This window comes from Dyadobacter sp. CY327, from assembly GCF_021390415.1.
GTDB lineage: Bacteria > Bacteroidota > Bacteroidia > Cytophagales > Spirosomataceae > Dyadobacter > Dyadobacter chenhuakuii.
Genome location: NZ_JAJUXJ010000004.1, coordinates 411,803 through 430,356 on the forward strand (window position 1 = coordinate 411,803; position 18,554 = coordinate 430,356).

At 45.6% G+C, this 18,554-nt stretch carries 18 protein-coding genes; 12 read left to right on the forward strand and 6 right to left on the reverse strand.

All coding sequences use genetic code 11. From position 1 onward, the window contains the following. The first annotated feature begins 142 nt into the window (after window positions 1-142). Both LZG74_RS13330 and LZG74_RS13335 read left to right on the forward strand, forming a co-directional pair. On the forward strand, window positions 143-736 hold the full coding sequence (locus LZG74_RS13330; protein WP_026628205.1) for a vancomycin high temperature exclusion protein: 594 nt from the start codon (window positions 143-145) through the stop codon (window positions 734-736). Next, entirely contained in the window at window positions 733-3,303 is a 2,571-nt protein-coding gene (locus LZG74_RS13335; protein WP_233797062.1) for a DUF5686 and carboxypeptidase-like regulatory domain-containing protein, read from the forward strand. The genes LZG74_RS13330 and LZG74_RS13335 overlap by 4 nt, the downstream gene beginning before the upstream one ends. Before the next feature lie 4 nt (window positions 3,304-3,307). Here the strand turns inward: LZG74_RS13335 and LZG74_RS13340 are convergent, their stop codons facing one another. After that, window positions 3,308-4,288, reverse strand: a complete 981-nt coding sequence (locus LZG74_RS13340) for an ABC transporter ATP-binding protein (RefSeq protein ID WP_233797063.1) — start codon at window positions 4,286-4,288, stop codon at window positions 3,308-3,310. Further along, complete coding sequence (locus LZG74_RS13345; RefSeq protein WP_233797064.1) at window positions 4,288-4,860, reverse strand: nitroreductase; 573 nt, start codon at window positions 4,858-4,860, stop codon at window positions 4,288-4,290. The genes LZG74_RS13340 and LZG74_RS13345 overlap by 1 nt, the downstream gene beginning before the upstream one ends. Window positions 4,861-5,030: 170 nt before the next feature. On the opposite strand from LZG74_RS13345, the gene LZG74_RS13350 reads away from it, so the two are divergent. Then, window positions 5,031-5,351: a heavy metal-binding domain-containing protein gene (locus LZG74_RS13350; protein WP_233797065.1), complete on the forward strand. Its 321-nt coding sequence runs from the start codon at window positions 5,031-5,033 to the stop codon at window positions 5,349-5,351. A gap of 349 nt (window positions 5,352-5,700) precedes the next feature. Here LZG74_RS13350 and LZG74_RS13355 read toward each other — a convergent pair whose 3' ends face one another. After that, window positions 5,701-6,159, reverse strand: coding sequence for a GNAT family N-acetyltransferase (locus LZG74_RS13355; RefSeq protein ID WP_233797066.1), 459 nt, complete (start codon window positions 6,157-6,159; stop codon window positions 5,701-5,703). Window positions 6,160-6,259: 100 nt separating this feature from the next. On the opposite strand from LZG74_RS13355, the gene LZG74_RS13360 reads away from it, so the two are divergent. Further along, entirely contained in the window at window positions 6,260-6,976 is a 717-nt protein-coding gene (locus tag LZG74_RS13360) for a YebC/PmpR family DNA-binding transcriptional regulator (RefSeq protein ID WP_233797067.1), read from the forward strand. 3 nt (window positions 6,977-6,979) lie between these two features. Here LZG74_RS13360 and LZG74_RS13365 read toward each other — a convergent pair whose 3' ends face one another. Further along, a complete protein-coding gene (locus tag LZG74_RS13365) occupies window positions 6,980-7,426 on the reverse strand; it encodes a transcription elongation factor (protein WP_233797068.1) in 447 nt (148 codons plus the stop codon). A 161-nt stretch (window positions 7,427-7,587) separates the two neighbouring features. Between LZG74_RS13365 and LZG74_RS13370 the strand changes: the two genes are divergently transcribed. From LZG74_RS13370 to rlmB, 4 genes are all read left to right on the forward strand, one after another. Continuing rightward, entirely contained in the window at window positions 7,588-8,508 is a 921-nt protein-coding gene (locus LZG74_RS13370) for an aspartate carbamoyltransferase catalytic subunit (RefSeq protein ID WP_233797069.1), read from the forward strand. Between the two features lie 121 nt (window positions 8,509-8,629). Beyond that, on the forward strand, window positions 8,630-9,520 hold the full coding sequence (locus LZG74_RS13375) for an SDR family oxidoreductase (RefSeq protein ID WP_233797070.1): 891 nt from the start codon (window positions 8,630-8,632) through the stop codon (window positions 9,518-9,520). 147 nt (window positions 9,521-9,667) lie between these two features. Continuing rightward, window positions 9,668-10,873 (forward strand): GWxTD domain-containing protein, encoded by a 1,206-nt coding sequence (locus LZG74_RS13380; RefSeq protein ID WP_310589322.1) that lies wholly within the window; start codon window positions 9,668-9,670, stop codon window positions 10,871-10,873. Further along, window positions 10,849-11,622 carry a 23S rRNA (guanosine(2251)-2'-O)-methyltransferase RlmB gene (rlmB, locus tag LZG74_RS13385; RefSeq protein ID WP_233797072.1) on the forward strand — a complete coding sequence of 258 codons (774 nt, stop codon included), beginning with the start codon at window positions 10,849-10,851 and terminating at the stop codon, window positions 11,620-11,622. Before LZG74_RS13380 ends, rlmB begins: the two co-directional genes overlap by 25 nt. 329 nt (window positions 11,623-11,951) lie before the next feature. Here the strand turns inward: rlmB and mnmA are convergent, their stop codons facing one another. Both mnmA and LZG74_RS13395 read right to left on the reverse strand, forming a co-directional pair. After that, the gene (gene mnmA / locus LZG74_RS13390; RefSeq protein WP_233797073.1) at window positions 11,952-13,055 is read right to left on the reverse strand and encodes a tRNA 2-thiouridine(34) synthase MnmA; all 1,104 of its coding nucleotides are present in this window, start codon (window positions 13,053-13,055) and stop codon (window positions 11,952-11,954) included. 131 nt (window positions 13,056-13,186) lie between these two features. Next, window positions 13,187-14,230: a hypothetical protein gene (locus LZG74_RS13395; protein ID WP_233797108.1), complete on the reverse strand. Its 1,044-nt coding sequence runs from the start codon at window positions 14,228-14,230 to the stop codon at window positions 13,187-13,189. A gap of 56 nt (window positions 14,231-14,286) precedes the next feature. Here LZG74_RS13395 and LZG74_RS13400 point away from each other — a divergent pair, with 56 nt between their 5' ends. The 4 genes from LZG74_RS13400 to LZG74_RS13415 are packed head-to-tail and all read left to right on the forward strand — an operon-like array spanning window position 14,287 to window position 18,395. Next, window positions 14,287-14,877 carry a molybdenum cofactor guanylyltransferase gene (locus LZG74_RS13400; RefSeq protein ID WP_233797074.1) on the forward strand — a complete coding sequence of 197 codons (591 nt, stop codon included), beginning with the start codon at window positions 14,287-14,289 and terminating at the stop codon, window positions 14,875-14,877. Then, entirely contained in the window at window positions 14,867-15,715 is an 849-nt protein-coding gene (gene fdhD, locus LZG74_RS13405; protein WP_233797075.1) for a formate dehydrogenase accessory sulfurtransferase FdhD, read from the forward strand. Before LZG74_RS13400 ends, fdhD begins: the two co-directional genes overlap by 11 nt. Continuing rightward, entirely contained in the window at window positions 15,712-16,080 is a 369-nt protein-coding gene (locus tag LZG74_RS13410; protein ID WP_233797076.1) for a DUF7009 family protein, read from the forward strand. The genes fdhD and LZG74_RS13410 overlap by 4 nt, the downstream gene beginning before the upstream one ends. 2 nt (window positions 16,081-16,082) lie before the next feature. Beyond that, on the forward strand, window positions 16,083-18,395 hold the full coding sequence (locus LZG74_RS13415) for an FdhF/YdeP family oxidoreductase (protein WP_233797077.1): 2,313 nt from the start codon (window positions 16,083-16,085) through the stop codon (window positions 18,393-18,395). Window positions 18,396-18,554: the final 159 nt, after the last annotated feature.

Consider the following 18,554-nt stretch of genomic DNA (forward strand, 5'->3'; position numbering starts at 1 on the left):
CTGCCCGATGCGTACGGTCTACTAGTATAACATCGTGTACAAAAGACCGGAATATTACAAAGAGTTGGTACATTAGAAGACAACTTCAAGTATACGAGTGAAAAATTTGATTAAAACCATATTACTCTTATTATTTGCGTGCATGGTTTTTATCTTGCTTTGTAACCTCTGGGTGGTGTATAATACAAGGCAGTACAATTATTTTTCAATCGAAAACCTGCCTTCCAATGACGTCGCGTTGGTGCTAGGGACAAGCAAGAAATCCGAGAAGGGGAAGGAAAATCTTTTTTTCAAATACCGGATGGAGGCGACCGCCCGGTTGTTTAAAGAGGGTAAAATCAAGTACATTATTCTGAGCGGAAACAATGATTCCCAATACTATAATGAACCGCTTGATATGCAAAGAGCGTTACTGAACCTGGGAATACCTGAGAACGTCATGACACTGGATTATGCAGGGTTCAGGACATTTGATTCGATCATTCGTTGCAAAGAGGTTTTTAATCAAGACAACTTCACGATCATTTCACAAAATTTCCATAATGCAAGGGCACTATATATCGCTCATAATGAAGGAATTAATGCCATATCATTTGCAGCGCAGGATGTGCCGGACGGATATTCGCTCCGTACATTGGTGCGCGAGTATCTGGCAAGACCGAAGGCTGTTCTGGACGTTCATATATTGCGTCCCGCGGCAGATGTTACCTCAAACAATGAGATAAGAAAAAAATGAGAAATTGGAATGAGGGAAATGATTCGGCACACGCACCGGTCCAGACATATAGCTTGAAAAAAACATTACTTTGCCTGCTCCTATTTGCATTAGTTTGTACTACCAACTCTTTCTCGCAGACCACTTACACGATCAAAGGAAAGATAACGGACGCGACCACCGGTGACGCCATTCCTTTTGCTAATGTTGGCATAAAAGCCTCGCTTGCAGGCGCTACAACTAATTTCGATGGCTTTTATCAAATCACTTTCACCCCTCCCGCGGACTCGGTCATTGTTACCTATGTAGGCTATGAGAGCAAAAGCAAACCGATCAAACCCGACCTCACTGAGCAAACCATTGACATACAACTTTCTCCGGGAACATTGCAGCTGAAAGAAGTCAGGATATTTGCCGGGGAAAATCCTGCTTATGCCATTATACGTAAAATTGTTGCAGGAAAAGACAAAAACAACACAGACCAACTGGACGCTTACGAGTATGAAAGCTATAATAAGATCCAGATTGACATTGATAACCTGTCTGACAAATTCAGGAACAGGAAGTCTGTCAAAAAGATGACGCATATCGTTGATAAATATGATGAGGTGAAGGGGGAAAACGGTGAGACAATCATTCCAATTTTCATATCCGAATCAGTATCAGACGTTTATTATCGCCGTAATCCGAAGAAAAAGAAGGAGATCATTAATAAAACCAAAGTCTCCGGCGTAGGCCTCACCGACGGGAGCCTCGTCTCGCAGTTGATCGGATCGTCCTTTCAGCAATATAACTTTTATAATAACTGGCTGAATATCTTAGACAAAGACTTTGTTTCCCCCATTGCCGACAGCTGGAAAGTTTACTATGAATATTATCTGTCCGACAGTGTAAAAAACGGCGACCAGTATGATTACCAGATTGATTTTGAGCCTAAACACGAGCAGGACCTGGCATTCACAGGGTCGTTTTGGGTGGATGGCGAAACATATGCGCTGACACAAATGGACGTAAGTGTGGGCAAGCGCGCAAATTTAAATTTCATTGAAAAGATCAAGGTTCAGCAGTCCTACGAGTTTTTTGAAGAGCAAAACGAATGGGTAACGTCGAAAACGCGGGTGCTGATTGATGTAGATGAGCCTACGAAGCAGACTGCCGGCATGTTGTTGAAGTTTTATTCAGCAAATTCAAAATACAAGATCAACAGCCCGCACGATCCCAAATTTTACGACACGGCCATTGAGCTGAAAGAGGATTACATGCAGCATGACTCGGCTTATTGGCAAAAAAGTCGCCCGGAATCACTGAGTGCGAACGAGTTGCTTTCTTTCCAGCTTGTGGATTCACTGAAAATGCTGCCGGTGGTGAAAACTTACACCGAAATCCTGAATATCCTGGTAAACGGCTACAAGCGCATCGACAAATGGAACATTGACATTGGTCCTTATTTGTATTTGTATGCCAATAATAAGGTTGAAGGCCACCGGTTCAGGTTGGGTTTCAAAACGGATCCCGGATTCAGCAGGAAGTGGATTTTCAGCGGTTATGGTGCTTACGGAACGAAAGATAAGGCTTTCAAATACGGCGCGGGGATGGATTACATTATCGACCGGCAACCCTGGACGATGGCTGGCATCAGTTATTCCAAAGATCTGGAACGGCTTGGTGTTTCTGCGGAGACGATCGGGCCTAACACATTGTTCGGGGCATTTTCACGCTTCGGCGCTTTCCGCAGGGCTTATTGGCAGGAAGACATTTCTGCCTATTTCAAAAGGGAATTGGTGAAAGGATTAACCGGGAGCATCCAGATCCGCCACCGTGATTTCAGGCCGTTATTTCCTTTTACCTATAAAACAAATCCTGGGGCTGGCATTGAATCTCCGGTGAAAAGCACATTTGATATCACTGAGATAAACCTGGAAACGCGCCTCGCGAGCAAGGAGACTTTTTTGCAAAATGATAATGAGCGCATCAGCATGGGGAACGGCAATTCGCCCGCCTTTACATTGCGTTACACATTGGGAATCAAGAACTTCCTGGGTGGAGACTTTAATTATAATAAATTTTCCTTCAACATTAAGCAGAGTTTCCGCTTTGGTGTTATCGGCCGCACTTATTACAATGTAACGTTCGGCCTCATTCCTTCCACATTGCCTTACCCATTGCTTTATACGCCGCTAGGAAACGAGTCGCTGTTTTATGTGGACAATGCTTTTAACCTTATGAGATACTTCGAATTCATGAGCGACCGCTATGTTGCATTGCGCGTGGAGCACAATTTCGAAGGCTTTTTATTGAACAGAATTCCCGCTATCCGCAAGCTGAAACTGCGCATGCTGGCAACAGGAAGGGTTTTCTATGGCAGCGTTTCGGATGCAAACTTGTCACTTTCGACAACGACGGATGAGTCGGGGAATGAAATTCAGGCATTTAATAAACTCAAAGACAGGCCTTACATTGAGCTTGGCTATGGCATTGACAATATTTTCAAAGCAGGCCGTATTGACTTTGTGCACAGACTCACTTACCTCAGCAATCCGAATGTGACGCCATTTGCAGTGAAGATTTCGTTCTGGTTTAGCCTGTAAGCGGTCAGATGCGTTTCAGATCTTTGGATGCATAAGTTAAATGCACCACCTGCCCTACTTCCATGTCCATTCTGTTTCTGTAAAAGGATAATTGCTCCTTCTTGGCATTAACACAACGGATTTCCCAATGATTTCCGTGGAACCGGATCGCCTCCACGTTCCCCTGCCATCTGCTCTTTTCCGGATTTTTTGTAGGCTTTATTTTCTCCGGGCGGATATAAAATTGCTTGGAATTTACATCGCCGGCGAGCCAGTTTATATCACCTGTCAGCTCAGCTACATAACTATCAACCGGCTGGTTATAAACCTCTTGTGGTGTTCCCGTCTGAATAATTTTGCCTTCGCGGAGCACCGCGATCCGGTCCGACCAAGCCAGGGCATCTGCGGCTTCGTGCGTAACGAACACACACGACATTCTCTGCTCTTTGCGCATGGTTTCAATGGCGCTGGCCAGCACGCGGCGGTTATGGTTGTCCAGGTGCGCAAATGGCTCGTCGAGAAGCAAAACATCCGGCTGCTCAGCCAATGCTTTTGCAATCGCAGTCCGCTGTTTCTCACCGCCGGACAGCAGCTTGGCTTTTTGACTTTTTACAGATTCCAAACCCGTGATGGAAAGCAGTTCCGCAACCTTTTCCTTTCTATAATCTGCATTATAAAATCGCAGCGAGTACGCAATGTTCTCCTCAACGGTTTGATTAGGGAAAAGCTCAAATTCCTGGTGGATGAGCTTGATGGATTCGTGGCCGGGAATGAGCTCGCCGCTCACCGGTTTTAATTGCTCTTCTTTGAAAAAGACTTTACCTTCCTCCGCATCCTGAAAACGTCCCAGGATACGGAGTAAGGTGCTTTTACCCGACCCGCTTTCGCCCAATATACCAAGCCATTCGCCCGCATTGAGCTGTAAATCAATGTCGGACAGAACCGGCTTTACGCCAAAGCTTTTCGTAACGGATTGCGCGCGCAGGGTAATTTTGTCTTTCTTCATTATGCCCAGGTAATCTTGTTTTCCATAGGCGTGCGACGGGCCGGCGCTTCCGGTGCATCGTGGTAACCCATGAAATACAATCCAAGACATTTTTGATTTTCGGGGATGCCAGCAAACTTGGCCAGAAGGTCGAGCACACCCGGGCTGCTCCAATAAGAACCAATGCCATAAGCTGTTGCTGTAAGCCACATATTTTGCACTGCGCAAGCCACAGAAGCAGTTTCTTCCCATTCCGGAAGCTTATCCGGATGCAGTTCGGCACAGATCAGCACCACCACATTGGATTTAAGCACTTTCTCGCCTGCTGCGTCATATCTTGCCTGCGAAAATGATTCGGGAGGCGTCACTGTGCGATATCTTTCCGTGAAAAATCCTGCAAGCTTGTTCAGGCTTTCGCCTTTATAAACTACAAAACGCCAGGGCTCTGTCAATTTATGGGTTGGGGCGTAATTGGCATTTTCAAGGATCGTCATCAGGACGTCTTCGGGAATGTCTTTTTCGATATAACTGGGCGGAAAAATACTGCGTCGGTTACGGATTACCTGATTAACTGCCTCAACTGTTTGTTCCATTGCAATAAAATTTACTTCTGATTTGTCAAAAAAACAAAGCTAGCAATCTGTAAGTAAAATTTACCAACATCGTGCACAACTTTGCCGTTAAACAATTAATTTGGGCGGCTCCTTGGTGAAATCCGCTAAATTGGCCTCAATAAATTTCACTTCAACCAACCTGACACAAGATGCTTGTTACTACTACTCCGAATATTGAAGGCAAAAAAATCATTAAGTACATTGGTTTGGTAAATGGTGAAGCCATTATCGGCGCCAACTTTTTCAAAGATTTTCTGGCCGGGATCCGGGATGTGGTAGGCGGTCGCTCGGGCTCTTATGAGCAGGGCCTGCGGGAGGCTAAAAGCATTGCTATTCGTGAAATGATGGATCAGGCGCAAAGATTAGGCGCTAATGCGGTGATTGGTGTCGACATTGATCTGGAAACCATTGGTGGAAACAGCTCTATGCTGATGGTAAGCGCAAACGGCACCGCAGTTTGCTTTGAGTAACGAGTAGGAACAAAAAAATGGCCTACCGCATTACAGTAGGCCATTCCACGTAAACCCTCCTCTATCAGTGTTCGTCAAAAATGTTATTGGGTGTCTGACAGGGCGTCAGTCCCAGGCAACAATTTGCTTGACTGAATACTAATAACTAAAATTCTGTGCCAAATTATCAAACAAAAGCAAACAGACAAAAATTTATCAAAGTTTTTTTAGATTTATGTAGATTACTTACTACAAAAAATCGGAATGATACAGTTATTTAAACCTATCTGAACAATCCTAAAACGCGTTGCTGTTTAATTATTCGTCAAATCCGGGAATTCATTCCCCAATCTTTTCACCACCTCTATTTTCAGCGTATCTGACGCGTCATTTCGATGTGTTCAATGTTGTCTTCCAGGTAAATTTCGCTGGATTGCACGAAGCCGAAGGAGCTGTAGAACTTCTTTAAATACAACTGTGCCCCGATCCGTATGACGCTTTTGCCATACAAAAATTCCACCTTTTTTATTGACTCATTCAGCAGTTCGATGCCATAACCCTTTCCTCTTCCCTTAGCAGCAACCGCAATCCTGCCAATGGATGGATACTCGTACGAAACGCCGGGTGGCAAAATGCGAGCGAAAGCCATAAGCTGCCCATCCGCATAGCCCGACAAATGATGTGACTTCTGATCCTTACCGTCTGTATCCAGATAATTACATCTTTGCTCGACTACAAACACCTCATTTCGCAATCGTAGAATGCTGTAAAGTTCGTTTGTATCAAGCTCCTCAAAAGTTTTGAATTTCCAGGCTAATTTTAAATCCATTTGTGACAGTTGTTCTTGAAAGAATATATTTTTACCTGAATTAAATCGTCTTTCATAAATTTGCAGCGAATTAACTACATAACATTTTACAAAGCTAAGCATGGGAAGAGCTTACGAATATAGAAAAGCGCGGATGTTCAAGCGTTGGGACAAAATGGCCAAAACCTTCACGAGGATTGGAAAAGATATTGTCCTTGCTGTAAAAAGCGGAACCGCTGATCCTAATACAAACGCAAGGCTCAGGGTTCTTTTACAAAACGCCAGGGCTGCCAACATGCCCAAAGACACCGTAGAAAGGGCTATCAAACGCGCTACGTCAAAAGACCAGGAGGATTACAAAGAAATGGTGTACGAAGGTTACGGCCCGCATGGCGTCGCGATCCTCGTGGAAAGCACAACCGACAATCCAACAAGAACGGTGGCGAATGTGCGGAGCTATTTCAATAAGCTGGGCGGAAGTCTCGGTACAATGGGCATGCTGGATTTCATTTTTGACCGGAAATGTATTTTTAAGATCAAAAATGCAGGTGGTAAAGATCTGGAAGAGTTCGAATTTGAATTGATCGACGTGGGCGGTGAAGAGGTTTTTTTAGATGAAGAAACCAACCTTATCAACATTTACGGAGAGTTCACGGCATTCGGCGCTTTGCAGCATTATCTGGAAGAAAACGGTTACGAAATCGTAGAAGCGGATTTTGAACGCATCCCAAATGATACCAAAAAGCTGACCGACGATGAAGTTGCGGAAGTTGAAAAGCTGATTGAGAAGATCGAGGACGACGATGACGTGCAGCGCGTTTACCACAACATGGGTTAATGCTTAATGCAAGGCGATAATCTTGTGTTGTCGTTTCATAAATTCAAATTGGTCGCCGGGTCCTTTTCCCAGCAGCGACGCGCCAACCGGCGATGAAGAAGAGACTGCTATCACGGTCTCTTCTTCTATTTTTACTGCTCCCAGGCTCACAGCAATCAAAAACCAGCCCGCGCTGGTTTCGAGCAATGATCCTACTGCTGCCCGTACTGCAACTTCATTATCGTGTATTTTTTCCAGAACCAATCTTTCCAGCCGCACCTGCTCGTATTGCCTGGCGTGCATATTCCTATCCAGTTGCCCCATGGACCGGGAAGTTTCGTATTTATCCCCCATTGAGCTTTTCCCCTGATCATTCGCCGACGATTGCGCAGCTTCCATCGCGTTCCAAGCCACCATCATCCGCTCTTCCAGAAGTGATTTTAGATAAGTTATTAATGCTGCCTTATTCATTCTGATCCGATTTTTTAAGCTTTCTTCTTCACCGGAAAATCCCCGGTAATGTGCCAAAGATAGTCAGCTGCGATGAAGAAATAGGAAGGGGAAATTTCCAAATGCGTTTTCGCGTTGCCGGGTTCCTTATTATCTTTGCCAAACTTTCTTGAATACCAGCAATGACAAAACTTTCGGTCCGGCACTTACTTGGAATTAAAAACCTGAACGAGAATGACATTCAAACCATTTTAGACACAGCAACTCAGTTCAAGGACGTCATTAACCGGCCCATCAAGAAAGTCCCATCGCTTCGGGACATTACCATAGCAAACGTTTTTTTCGAAAATTCCACCCGTACGAGGCTCTCTTTTGAGCTAGCCGAAAAGCGTCTTTCTGCGGATGTGGTAAATTTTTCTGCTTCCGATAGTTCGGTCAAGAAGGGCGAAACACTGCTCGATACGGTCAATAACATCCTGGCTATGAAAGTGGATATGATCGTCATGCGTCATAGCAGCCCTGGAGCTCCCCATTATCTTTCCACACGTATCCCTGCCAATGTTGTCAATGCAGGTGACGGCACGCACGAGCATCCTACACAGGCCTTGCTGGATGCATTTTCCATGCGTGAAAAGCTGGGCGACCTGGCCGGAAGGAAAATTGCCATTATCGGCGACATTACACATTCGCGTGTGGCGCTTTCCAATATTTTTTGTTTGCAAAAACTAGGAGCAGAAGTGATGGTTTGCGGACCTTCCACTTTGATCCCCAAGCATTTGGATGAATTGGGCGTTAAGATCGGCCACAATGTGCGTGAAGCATTGGAATGGTGTGACGTGGCCAATGTGCTCCGCATTCAGCTTGAACGTCAGCAGATCAAGTATTTCCCGTCGTTAAGGGAATATTCACTTTATTACGGCATTAATAAAGCCATGCTGGACAGCCTGAACAAAGAAATTGTTCTCATGCACCCGGGCCCGATCAACCGCGGCGTTGAGCTTTCCTCAGACGCGGCCGATTCCAGCCATTCTATCATTCTGAACCAGGTCGAAAACGGTGTTGCGGTGCGGATGGCGGTGCTTTATCTGCTTGCCCAGCAATAGCCAACTTCCCGGTTCCTCCATTTTCCTGCCGCATATTGTGCACGCGAATATATTCCCGCGTGTAAGGGACTATTTTTAGATAAAATTTTACCTTTACCAGCATCCACAAAAACCGATTCTGATGATTCACACGGAAGGAATGCTGCGCAACGATGCACTGAAAGGCAAAACCATTATTGTTACCGGCGGCGGAACTGGCTTAGGCAAATCCATGGCCACTTACTTTTTGAAGCTCGGCGCCAACATTGTGATTTGCAGCAGACGGCTCGAAGTGCTTGAAAAAACCGCGAAAGAACTCGAAGAGAGCACGGGAGGCAATGTTCTCGCTGTGGAATGTGACGTCCGCAAAAACGAGCAGATCGAAAATGTGATTGCAAAAGCCATTGAGAAGTTTGGCAGCGTAAATGGCCTGGTCAATAATTCAGCAGGAAATTTTATCAGTCCTACCGAACGACTTTCCTACAAGGCAGTGGATGTGGTGGTAGACATTGTTTTACGCGGGACCTACTATTTCACGCTCGCTTTGGGCAAATACTGGATTGACAACAACATTAAAGGAACGGTTCTCAATATTTCAACAACGTATGCCTGGACCGGTTCGGGCTGGGTTGTGCCCTCCGCGATGGCGAAAGCAGGTGTGCTGGCCATGACCAAATCACTGGCTTTCGAATGGGCGGATCACGGCATCAGGCTCAATGCCATTGCACCCGGACCATTTCCTACCAAAGGAGCCTGGGAGCGCCTGTTTCCGGAAGAATTAGCCAAGAAATTCTCCTTTGAAAGCCGCATTCCGCTGGAACGCGTAGGCGATCATCAGGAACTGGCCAATCTCGCAGCTTACTTAATGTCTGATTTTTCGGCCTATATGACGGGCGAAGTCATTACACTGGACGGAGGTGAAGTGCTGGCTGCCGGGCAGTTCAATTTCCTGAAAGAAGTCACTGATGATCAGTGGGATGCAATTGAAGATCAGATTAAAAATGCCAACCGGAACAGCAAGAAACCAGAATAAAAATTTTCTTACCGTTTTATTGGGTAATTTTACCTGTTCGTTCGTTATTTGACAAATGATGAAAACATGTACATGAGAACTATTTTAAGCTTTTATATCTGTGTTTTAACTGCCTCGTTGCTAGCTGGATGCGCGTCCAACAAGCCGATGAAGCAATTGCCCGAAGCCCAGGTCCGCCCCTCTCAGCAATCTGCGCCGGTTAACGAAGAACTCTCCCTGATTGCGATTCAAAGTAAATATCTGATAAAAGACAGCACACAGGCGAAAGTTTACCTTTACGTGGATGCTTTCAAAGGCAAAAACCCCATCGCTCCTGCCGACTTCATTCGCTTATATAACCTCAATTACGTCATTTACTCAGATTACGGAACGAGAGATCGCCTTGGTTATGGCAATGTAAAGCTGGATTCGTCCAATGTTTCCCAGATCGGACAGAAGATAGTGATCTCCTACGATCTTAAAAGCCCGGATAAGGAATATGGTGTTTTGCTAAGTGAAATAAGTCAGACAGGAACATTGAAGAAAGTCCTTAATGATCTCACAATCAGGTTCAAAAAACAGGGCGTCAACGAGACATACGGCATTTACACAGCTAACAGCAATCAGCCGTTGCAAAGGCACTACATCAATTCAAACGAGCCATTTACATTAAAAAAGGCATCCGGCGGAAGTGAGCAATTGCAAGTTTTTTACTACAATCACGATTTTGAAGCGGCCGGGTCACCGATGAACATTGCTGCAAAGAATGTTGCCAAGTCGCTTGAAGTGGACAGCTCGTTTACGATCAATTCTGACCAGCAGATTACGTTTACGAAGGAAGGTCTCTATAACATTTTTGCAGATACAACACAATCTGAAGGCTTAGGCATACTCGTTGTCAATGAGCGCTTTCCCAAGATGACACGTCCGCGAAACCTGCTCGGGCCGTTGCTTTACATGAGCACAAACAATGAGATCAACGAAATCAAAAAAGCAGAAGATTACAAAAAAGCACTGGATAAATATTGGCTGACATTGATGAACGGAAATGCGCCTTTGGCACAGCAATCCATTCGTTCGTTTTATGGTCGGGTTGAAGAAGCAAACCAGCTTTTTACTACATACAAAGAAGGGTGGAAAACCGATAAAGGCATGATCTATATCGTGTTAGGGCCGCCGGATAAAGTTCAGCGCAGCAAAGATCGGGAAGTATGGACATACGATCAACGCGGGAATGCGCAGAACGTCAATTTTACATTTAACAGAAAAAACAATCAATTCGTGGATGATCATTATGAACTGGTTCGGTACGCCGAATACCAGCCTATTTGGTATCCAGTTGTAGAAGCATGGAGAAACGGCAGTATACGGTAAGAAAACCCGCCCCAAGACAGTCCCAGGCCGACATGGTTTTTGGTACGCAATCAGTATTGGAAACCCTTCGCTCAGGCAAGGAAATAGAACGATTATTCATTCAGAGAGAGTTTGGACTTGCTGAAATTGAGAAACTCGCAAAGGAACTAGGCGTTCCCTTTCAGCGGGTTCCGGTTGAAAAACTTAACCGCGTAACCCGAAAAAATCACCAGGGCGTTATCGCTTTCGTGTCCCCGATCCAGTATATGCCCCTTCACAACGTGCTCACGCAGGTGTATGAGGAAGGCAAAACACCATTATTGCTTCTTTTAGACAGAATCACAGACGTAAGAAACTTCGGGGCTATCGCAAGGACCGCTGAATGTGCTGGCGTACAGGCGCTTATTGTACCCACAAAAGGTGGCGCGCAGATCAATGCGGATGCAATGAAAACGTCATCCGGTGCATTGAACTTCCTGCCCGTGTGCCGTGAGCCCAACCTTTACGAGACATTACAATATCTCCGCAACAGCGGTTTGCAGATCATTGCCTGTACTGAAAAAACAGAGAAATCACTCTATGAAATTGATTTCTCAATCCCTACGGTCATCATCATGGGTTCAGAGGAAGATGGGATTTCAAAAGAATTCATCCAGCTAGCAGATTCCGGAGCAAGGATTCCGCTAAACGGACAAGTAGAGTCGCTGAATGTTTCTGTGGCTAGTTCGATTGTCCTTTATGAGGCTGTGAGGCAGCGGATTAAAATCTGATAGCAGAATTTGTATAAAAGGAAATTTGTTTATATTTGCATAACACCTGAACCGGCATTGGATTGCATCTCCTCTAAGCACGTCAGGTGTTTTTTTATTCCAAAGTCTCCCAGCGTATTGATTCTGTGATTGAATATAGGAAGAATTGATTCTGGACGGTCATCTGAATATTGATATAAGCAACCTTCCCGCCTTTACTCTTTCTTTTGCTAATCGCCTGAGGGCGTTTAAATCCATCTGTAAGGTTCAATTGATAATGAAACTATGCAGAGGAACTATTGAGTAAAACAAAAAACTGTAAGATGTAGAAACACTTAATGTAGCATTCACTACTGCCGAAAACTCTTCATAATCCACCCACCACCAACCACATCATCTCCTTCATAAAACACAGCAGCTTGCCCTGGTGCGATGCCGTTTACACCGTCGTGGAAGCGGGCGATGATTTTGTCTGGTTCGATTTGCTCGATAATGGCAGGGGTTCCGTCGTGCTTGTAGCGCACTTTGGTGACCGTTTCCAATGGCTTTTCGAGTGAAGCGTATTTCTGCAAATTCAGTTTGCTAACGTACATTCCGTCCCTGAAAAGGTCGGGTAAGTCGCCTAGCACCACTTCGTTTGTCTCTTTTCTAATCTCGGTAACGAATGCGGGTTTGCCCAATGCAATGCCCAGGCCCTTACGCTGGCCGACGGTATAGAATGGATAACCTTCGTGTTTTCCCACAATTGTGCCGTCTTCAAAAACGAAATTTCCACCTGCGACTTCGGCTTCTAATCCAGGAATTCTTCTTTTCAAAAATCCTCTGTAATCATTATCAGGCACAAAGCAGATTTCATAGCTTTCCGATTTGTTGACCAGATCAATAAAGCCCCTTTCCCGGGCCATTTCCCGGATTTCTGATTTGTGCAGATAACCCAATGGCAATTTTGTGCGGGCAAGGCTTTCCTGCGAAACACCCCATAGCACGTAGCTTTGATCCTTCCAGCTGTCAATGCCTTTGGAAACATAGTGACGGCCGTCATTGAACTGCATATTGGCATAATGTCCCGTTGCAATGTGCTCGCAATCCAGGCGATCTGCACGTTTGAGCAAAGCATCCCATTTAATGTGCGTGTTGCACAAAACACACGGATTAGGCGTGCGGCCTTCCAGATATTCGCCTGTAAAATGATCGATTACATAATCGCCGAATTCAGCGCGTATGTCCAGGATGTAATGTGGGAAACCCAGTTCGACTGCGATAGTTCGCGCGTCGTTGATGGAATCGAGGGAGCAGCAGCCGGTTTCTTTCTTGGTGCCGCCGCTACTGGCATAATCCCAGGTTTTCATGGTCATGCCGATGACCTCGTAACCTTGTTCGTGTAACATAACAGCTGCAAGAGAGCTGTCGATGCCGCCACTCATGGCGACCAAAATACGTCCGTGTTTGCTCATTCCGCGAATCTGCGAAGGTTGAATGCCTTCCGATTTTGTTTAAGTTGAAATTTTTTAACAGCTATTCAGCCAACATTTGTTCCTTATAAAATGCAAAGGTAAGATTTATAATCCGCAGGCCCGCAATTTCACTAAGCATTCACCTGCCGGATGACATTCTTTATATTCAATTCAATAATGTCGGTCATGCTTTCACACCGATGATATTGATTGTCCGAATAATGCTTGAACAGTCCTTCGCGAAGCTGGTGAATGTTGTCGATGGTTGAAATGTTGTCCTTGATCGAAACGTCGCGAAGTTCTTTGAGGCGGTATCTTTCGCTTCGGGCCTGGTACATGATCGACGATTGCTCTTCCTGCTGATATTGCAGCACGGTTTTATCGGTCAGATATTCCATGGCGAGCTCCACATATGGCCGGTTTTCTTTGAAAAACTGGGGCATATACACTTTGATGTTGCCTTCATAAAATTGCTGGTCAAAGTCGATGGCGCGGAGACGGAACTGGAAATCGTCGAAATCCGGGGTGATTTGCATGACAAAATTGTAGGAACGCATGTCCCCAAGCAGCGTGATCATGCAGCGCTCGTTGAATTTCACGAATTCTTTGGCAATCCGGATCGGGTTATAATCGGGCTCGCGTAAACGTGTCCTGGCAAATTCATCACCGGGAATGCCCGCGATGTGCTCTTCGATCAGACTATCGCCATCCACCAGATAATTGACCTGATTTGGAGAAAAAATTTCCTCCAGCTCCAAGCCGTAAATCCTGGATGCGTCGGCTTTCTTGACATAAAAATAATCGTAAATGTCATTCAGCCGGTTTACAATCTTGATTCTGAACGGATTGGAATTTCCGAATTTGCAATAATCAATGCGGTCGATGTATTTGTGCTCAACAATGCGCAGGTTACCGGATGCTTTCAGCATGGCGTAAGCTTTTTTTAGGCCGTTATGCAACCGGTCGATTTCATGAGGTGGATAAAGCGGACTTTCCCACAGGGTATCCTTGCCATTTTTATCCATGACCGGAAAAGACTCATAGAAATTGAGCAGGTCAACATAGCCCACCGGCAACTTTGCATCGCGCTGGTAAAATCGCAGATATTTCCGCAGCTCCGCGCTGACGGGATAAATTGGCTTCTTCTTTAAAATTTTTACATCACCATGTTCCATAGAGGAAGTTAACATTTTATAATGATTAAATTAGACGAGACTTTCGTTATAGAATTATGGCATTATACGGTTTGGCAGTTTGTGGCGGGAAAAGTTTGCGAATGGGCACGGACAAAAGCCAGCTGCGATATTTTGGCATTCCGCAGGCCGATCGTGTGATTAGTCTCCTTTCACCGCTGTGTGACGCAGTCTTTATTTCCTGCAACCGCACACAATCTTCGATTTTTGAAAATAAAAAAACACTGGCCGACTTACCTGAATATGAAGAGATTGGCCCGATGGCCGCTTTACTTTCAGCATTTAAAACTTACCCGAATGCAGACTTTCTGATAGCAGGCTGTGACTATCCTTTCCTTACAGCGAATGCTCTTTCCGACTTTTTATCCGCTATCCAAAAGGGCACTATTGCCGCGGCTTTTTACAATTCCGAAGAAAAATATGAGCCGTTACTGGCTTGGTATGCGCAGGATGCGGCGCCGCTTCTACTCGAACGTTTCGAGCGCGGACATCACAGTCTGCAGCATTTTTTGGGGGAAATTAATGCTGAAAAATACATTCCAGTATCAGAAAAAGTAATGCTCAGTGTCGATTCTCCTGAGGCTTATGATCAGGTTAAAGCGGCTCTCAATGTTCATCATGAAAATTAATCAAATGGAAATCAGCGCAATAGCGCAGCAGCGCATAAGGGTGATAACCAGCAGCGGCAGCAAGAATGCGGAAGACGACCTGGCTGTGGAAGAACCGCTGGAAATTCAGCTCTCCTACATTGAATCCGGAAAAAAGATCAAAAAAAGTATTTCTGTAACGATGCGGACGCCGGGCAGTGACGATGAGCTGGCGGTTGGTTTTCTGTTTACGGAAGGCATTGTTGCAGAAAAAAGCCAGGTTAAGGCGGCTGCAAGTGATATTTTTGACGAAAATAAAGTGATTGTCAATCTGGCCGATGCATTTGTGCCCGTGATTAATTCGCTGGAAAGGAATTTTTACACCACATCCAGTTGCGGAGTTTGCGGGAAAGCCAGCATTGATGCAATCAAGACGGTTTCGGCGTATCAAATTGATGATAACACGTTGCTGGTGAGCAAGAAAGTTATCTTCTCATTGAAAGATCAGCTGAATGTGCAGCAAAGTATTTTTGAAACCACTGGCGGACTGCATGCCTCGGCGCTTTTTGATGTTAACGGACATTTTATTGCCTTGCGGGAGGATGTAGGCAGGCATAATGCACTGGACAAACTGATTGGAAATGCGCTGCTAAACAACCTGCTCCCGCTTGCCGACAAAATCCTGCTTCTGAGCGGACGGGCAAGTTTCGAATTGATCCAAAAAGCGGGGATGGCTGGCATTCAGGTGGTGGCCGCCATTGGCGCGCCGTCCAGCCTGGCTGTAAAACTGGCCGAAGAAAGCAACATAACGCTGATTGGTTTTTTAAAAAATGACAAGTTCAATATTTACTCAGGTTTCGAAAGAATTTCAGAATTATGAAAATACGCATTCAACGCAATTCTGTGCGTTATAGATTGAGCAGGAGTGATATCCAAAAACTCAGTACAGAAGGTTATCTCGAAGAAGTCACGCCATTTGGTGATTCTCTTTTTATTTATGGCGTAAAAAAATCCGCTGACGTCTCCGAACTCACCGCAGATTTCCAGAATGGTAAGATCTTGTTACACATTCCCGAACAACTGACCGACGGCTGGGCGGACAATAATGTGGTAGGTTATGACGGAGAAATGTTGTTTGGCAACAATGGCAGCTTGAAATTACTGATTGAGAAAGATTTCAAATGTCTGGATAATGTTACTGAGGATCAATCGGATAATTATGAAAACCCCGCAAAAACCTGTTAACCATGCCCAATGACCAGCGTAATGTTCCCGGGGCTGAAAATCCCGATAAATTAACCGGCCTCAAAAAAACGGAGATCAAAAAAGTGGCGGCCGGCATTCCGGCTGTTGTTTCCAGTTTTCAGAAAACCATTAGCGAGGCAGGTGTGCAGCGTGGCATGAAAGCGCTTTTTAACCTGAATAAAAAAGGTGGTTTCGACTGCCCAAGCTGCGCATGGCCCGATCCGGACGATGAGCGCTCGGGCATTGCAGAATATTGTGAAAATGGCGCGAGGGCGGTTGCCGAGGAAGCAACATTGAAGAAACTGGACGCGACATTCTTTGCTCAGAATTCGGTGGAAGCATTAGGAAAGCTGTCTGATTATGAAATTGGCGGTAAAGGCCGGATTGCTGCGCCAATGTTTCTACCGCCAGGCGGGAAGTTTTATCAGCCCATTTCCTGGAAAGCTGCTTTTGAAAAAATTGCATTGGAACTGAACCGGTTGGCGTCGCCAGACGAGGCCGTTTTCTACACTTCCGGCCGGACAAGCAATGAAGCCGCCTTCCTATATCAGCTTTTTGTACGCGAATTTGGCACCAATAACCTGCCCGATTGCAGTAATATGTGCCACGAAAGCAGCGGCGTTGCTTTGGGGGAATCGCTGGGCATCGGGAAGGGCTCCGTGAAACTCGATGATTTTTACGAAGCTGAGGTCATTATGATTTTAGGACAAAATCCGGGGACCAATCATCCGCGCATGCTTACCGCATTGCAAAAGGCGAAAGCGAATGGCGCGACGATCATTTCAATTAATCCTTTGCCTGAAACGGGTTTGATGGGTTTCAATAATCCGCAGACAGTTCAGGGAATTTTAGGGGCTAATCCCGCACTGACCGACATTTTCCTGCAAGTCAAAATCAATGGTGACCTGGCATTGCTGAAAGCCATCGAAATACTGCTGCTTAAAGAAGAGGAACGCAATCCGGGAATGGTCTTCGACAGAAATTTCATAGCAAATAATACAGCAGGTTACAGCGACTTCATCCAGCATCTGAAAGAATTGGATGCACAGGAACTCGCACGCATCAGCGGCATCTCGCTAGGCCAGATTCAGCAGGTTGCGGACGTTTTGGCCGGGAAAAGCAAGATTATCGCGTGTTGGGCGATGGGCCTGACGCAGCACAAGAATGCAGTGGACACGATCAAAGAAATTGTAAACCTGCTGTTGCTGAAAGGCAGCATTGGCAAACCGGGTGCGGGCACATGCCCTGTACGCGGCCATAGCAATGTGCAAGGCGACCGGACGATGGGAATTTTTGAGAAGCCAACGGACCAGTTCCTGGATTCCATCGAGCGCAACTTTCATTTTTCTCCTCCCAGAAAACACGGATTCGACGTGGTAGAGTCCATTAAGGCCATGCATGAAGGCAGTGCCAAGGTATTTTTTGCGATGGGAGGCAACTTTCTGAGTGCTACACCGGATACAAGATTCACAGCCGAAGCGCTCAGCAAATGCCGCCTGACAGTACACGTTTCGACCAAGCTGAACCGGAGCCATCTGGTAACGGGTGAACAAGCGCTGATCCTTCCCTGCCTGGGAAGAAGCGATATGGACATGCATAAGGATGAAAGCAGGTTTATTTCCTGTGAAAATTCAATGGGCGTAATTCAGCTTTCCATGGGCGTTTTGCCGCCGGTTTCAGATCAGTTACTGAGCGAGCCGGTGATCATTTGCAGGCTGGCGAAAGCTGTTCTGGGCCGGAAAAGCCAGATTAACTGGGACATTTACGCCGAAGATTATGACGTAATCCGCGCTGACATTGAAAGGACAATTCCAGGCTTTGATAACTATAATGAGCGCGTCCGCGTGCCAGGCGGTTTTTATTTACCTAATTGCAACCGGGACGGGTATTTTGACACATTGTCTGAAAAAGCGCATTTCAACATCGGCAAGCTATTTGATCCCGAACTGAAAGAGGATGAGCTGATGATGATGACCATCCGCAGCCACGACCAGTTCAACACAACGATTTATGGCCTGAATGATCGTTATCGAGGCATTCACAACGAGCGGCGCGTGATTTTGATGAACGAAAATGACATCACAAAACGGGATTTAAAAAGCGGCGATCTGGTGGATTTGTATAACCATTATGACGGCATTGAGCGGGTTGCGTACAAGTTTGTCGTAGTCCCCTACCCGATTCCGGAAGGTTGCACAGCCACTTATTTTCCCGAAACGAACGTCCTCGTTCCCATTAACAGCGTGGCAGACAAAAGCAACACGCCAACTTCCAAACTGGTTATTCTCACAATTCGCAAGCATTTAAGCGCATGAGCCATCAAAACGGAGTTTAAAAAGATTCGACTTGGAGGATGATGCTTTTTGAAACTTAACATTGAGCTAACACCGCTGACCGAAACTAGCTTTAATTTTCGAATCTGCTTTGGACCATGGTTCAGGGTAAATTCAGGTTAATGTGTTCTTTTTATATAA

Excerpts from the sequence above, each read along its gene's own strand:
- LZG74_RS13330 (WP_026628205.1), top strand. The coding sequence starts at position 143 with ATGGTTTTTATCTTGCTTTGTAACCTCTGGGTGGTGTATAATACAAGG.
- LZG74_RS13335 (WP_233797062.1), top strand. The coding sequence starts at position 733 with ATGAGAAATTGGAATGAGGGAAATGATTCGGCACACGCACCGGTCCAG.
- LZG74_RS13340 (WP_233797063.1), bottom strand. The coding sequence starts at position 4,288 with ATGAAGAAAGACAAAATTACCCTGCGCGCGCAATCCGTTACGAAAAGC.
- LZG74_RS13345 (WP_233797064.1), bottom strand. The coding sequence starts at position 4,860 with ATGGAACAAACAGTTGAGGCAGTTAATCAGGTAATCCGTAACCGACGC.
- LZG74_RS13350 (WP_233797065.1), top strand. The coding sequence starts at position 5,031 with ATGCTTGTTACTACTACTCCGAATATTGAAGGCAAAAAAATCATTAAG.
- LZG74_RS13355 (WP_233797066.1), bottom strand. The coding sequence starts at position 6,159 with ATGGATTTAAAATTAGCCTGGAAATTCAAAACTTTTGAGGAGCTTGAT.
- LZG74_RS13360 (WP_233797067.1), top strand. The coding sequence starts at position 6,260 with ATGGGAAGAGCTTACGAATATAGAAAAGCGCGGATGTTCAAGCGTTGG.
- LZG74_RS13365 (WP_233797068.1), bottom strand. The coding sequence starts at position 7,426 with ATGAATAAGGCAGCATTAATAACTTATCTAAAATCACTTCTGGAAGAG.
- LZG74_RS13370 (WP_233797069.1), top strand. The coding sequence starts at position 7,588 with ATGACAAAACTTTCGGTCCGGCACTTACTTGGAATTAAAAACCTGAAC.
- LZG74_RS13375 (WP_233797070.1), top strand. The coding sequence starts at position 8,630 with ATGATTCACACGGAAGGAATGCTGCGCAACGATGCACTGAAAGGCAAA.
- LZG74_RS13380 (WP_310589322.1), top strand. The coding sequence starts at position 9,668 with ATGAAGCAATTGCCCGAAGCCCAGGTCCGCCCCTCTCAGCAATCTGCG.
- rlmB (WP_233797072.1), top strand. The coding sequence starts at position 10,849 with ATGGAGAAACGGCAGTATACGGTAAGAAAACCCGCCCCAAGACAGTCC.
- mnmA (WP_233797073.1), bottom strand. The coding sequence starts at position 13,055 with ATGAGCAAACACGGACGTATTTTGGTCGCCATGAGTGGCGGCATCGAC.
- LZG74_RS13395 (WP_233797108.1), bottom strand. The coding sequence starts at position 14,230 with ATGGAACATGGTGATGTAAAAATTTTAAAGAAGAAGCCAATTTATCCC.
- LZG74_RS13400 (WP_233797074.1), top strand. The coding sequence starts at position 14,287 with ATGGCATTATACGGTTTGGCAGTTTGTGGCGGGAAAAGTTTGCGAATG.
- fdhD (WP_233797075.1), top strand. The coding sequence starts at position 14,867 with ATGAAAATTAATCAAATGGAAATCAGCGCAATAGCGCAGCAGCGCATA.
- LZG74_RS13410 (WP_233797076.1), top strand. The coding sequence starts at position 15,712 with ATGAAAATACGCATTCAACGCAATTCTGTGCGTTATAGATTGAGCAGG.
- LZG74_RS13415 (WP_233797077.1), top strand. The coding sequence starts at position 16,083 with ATGCCCAATGACCAGCGTAATGTTCCCGGGGCTGAAAATCCCGATAAA.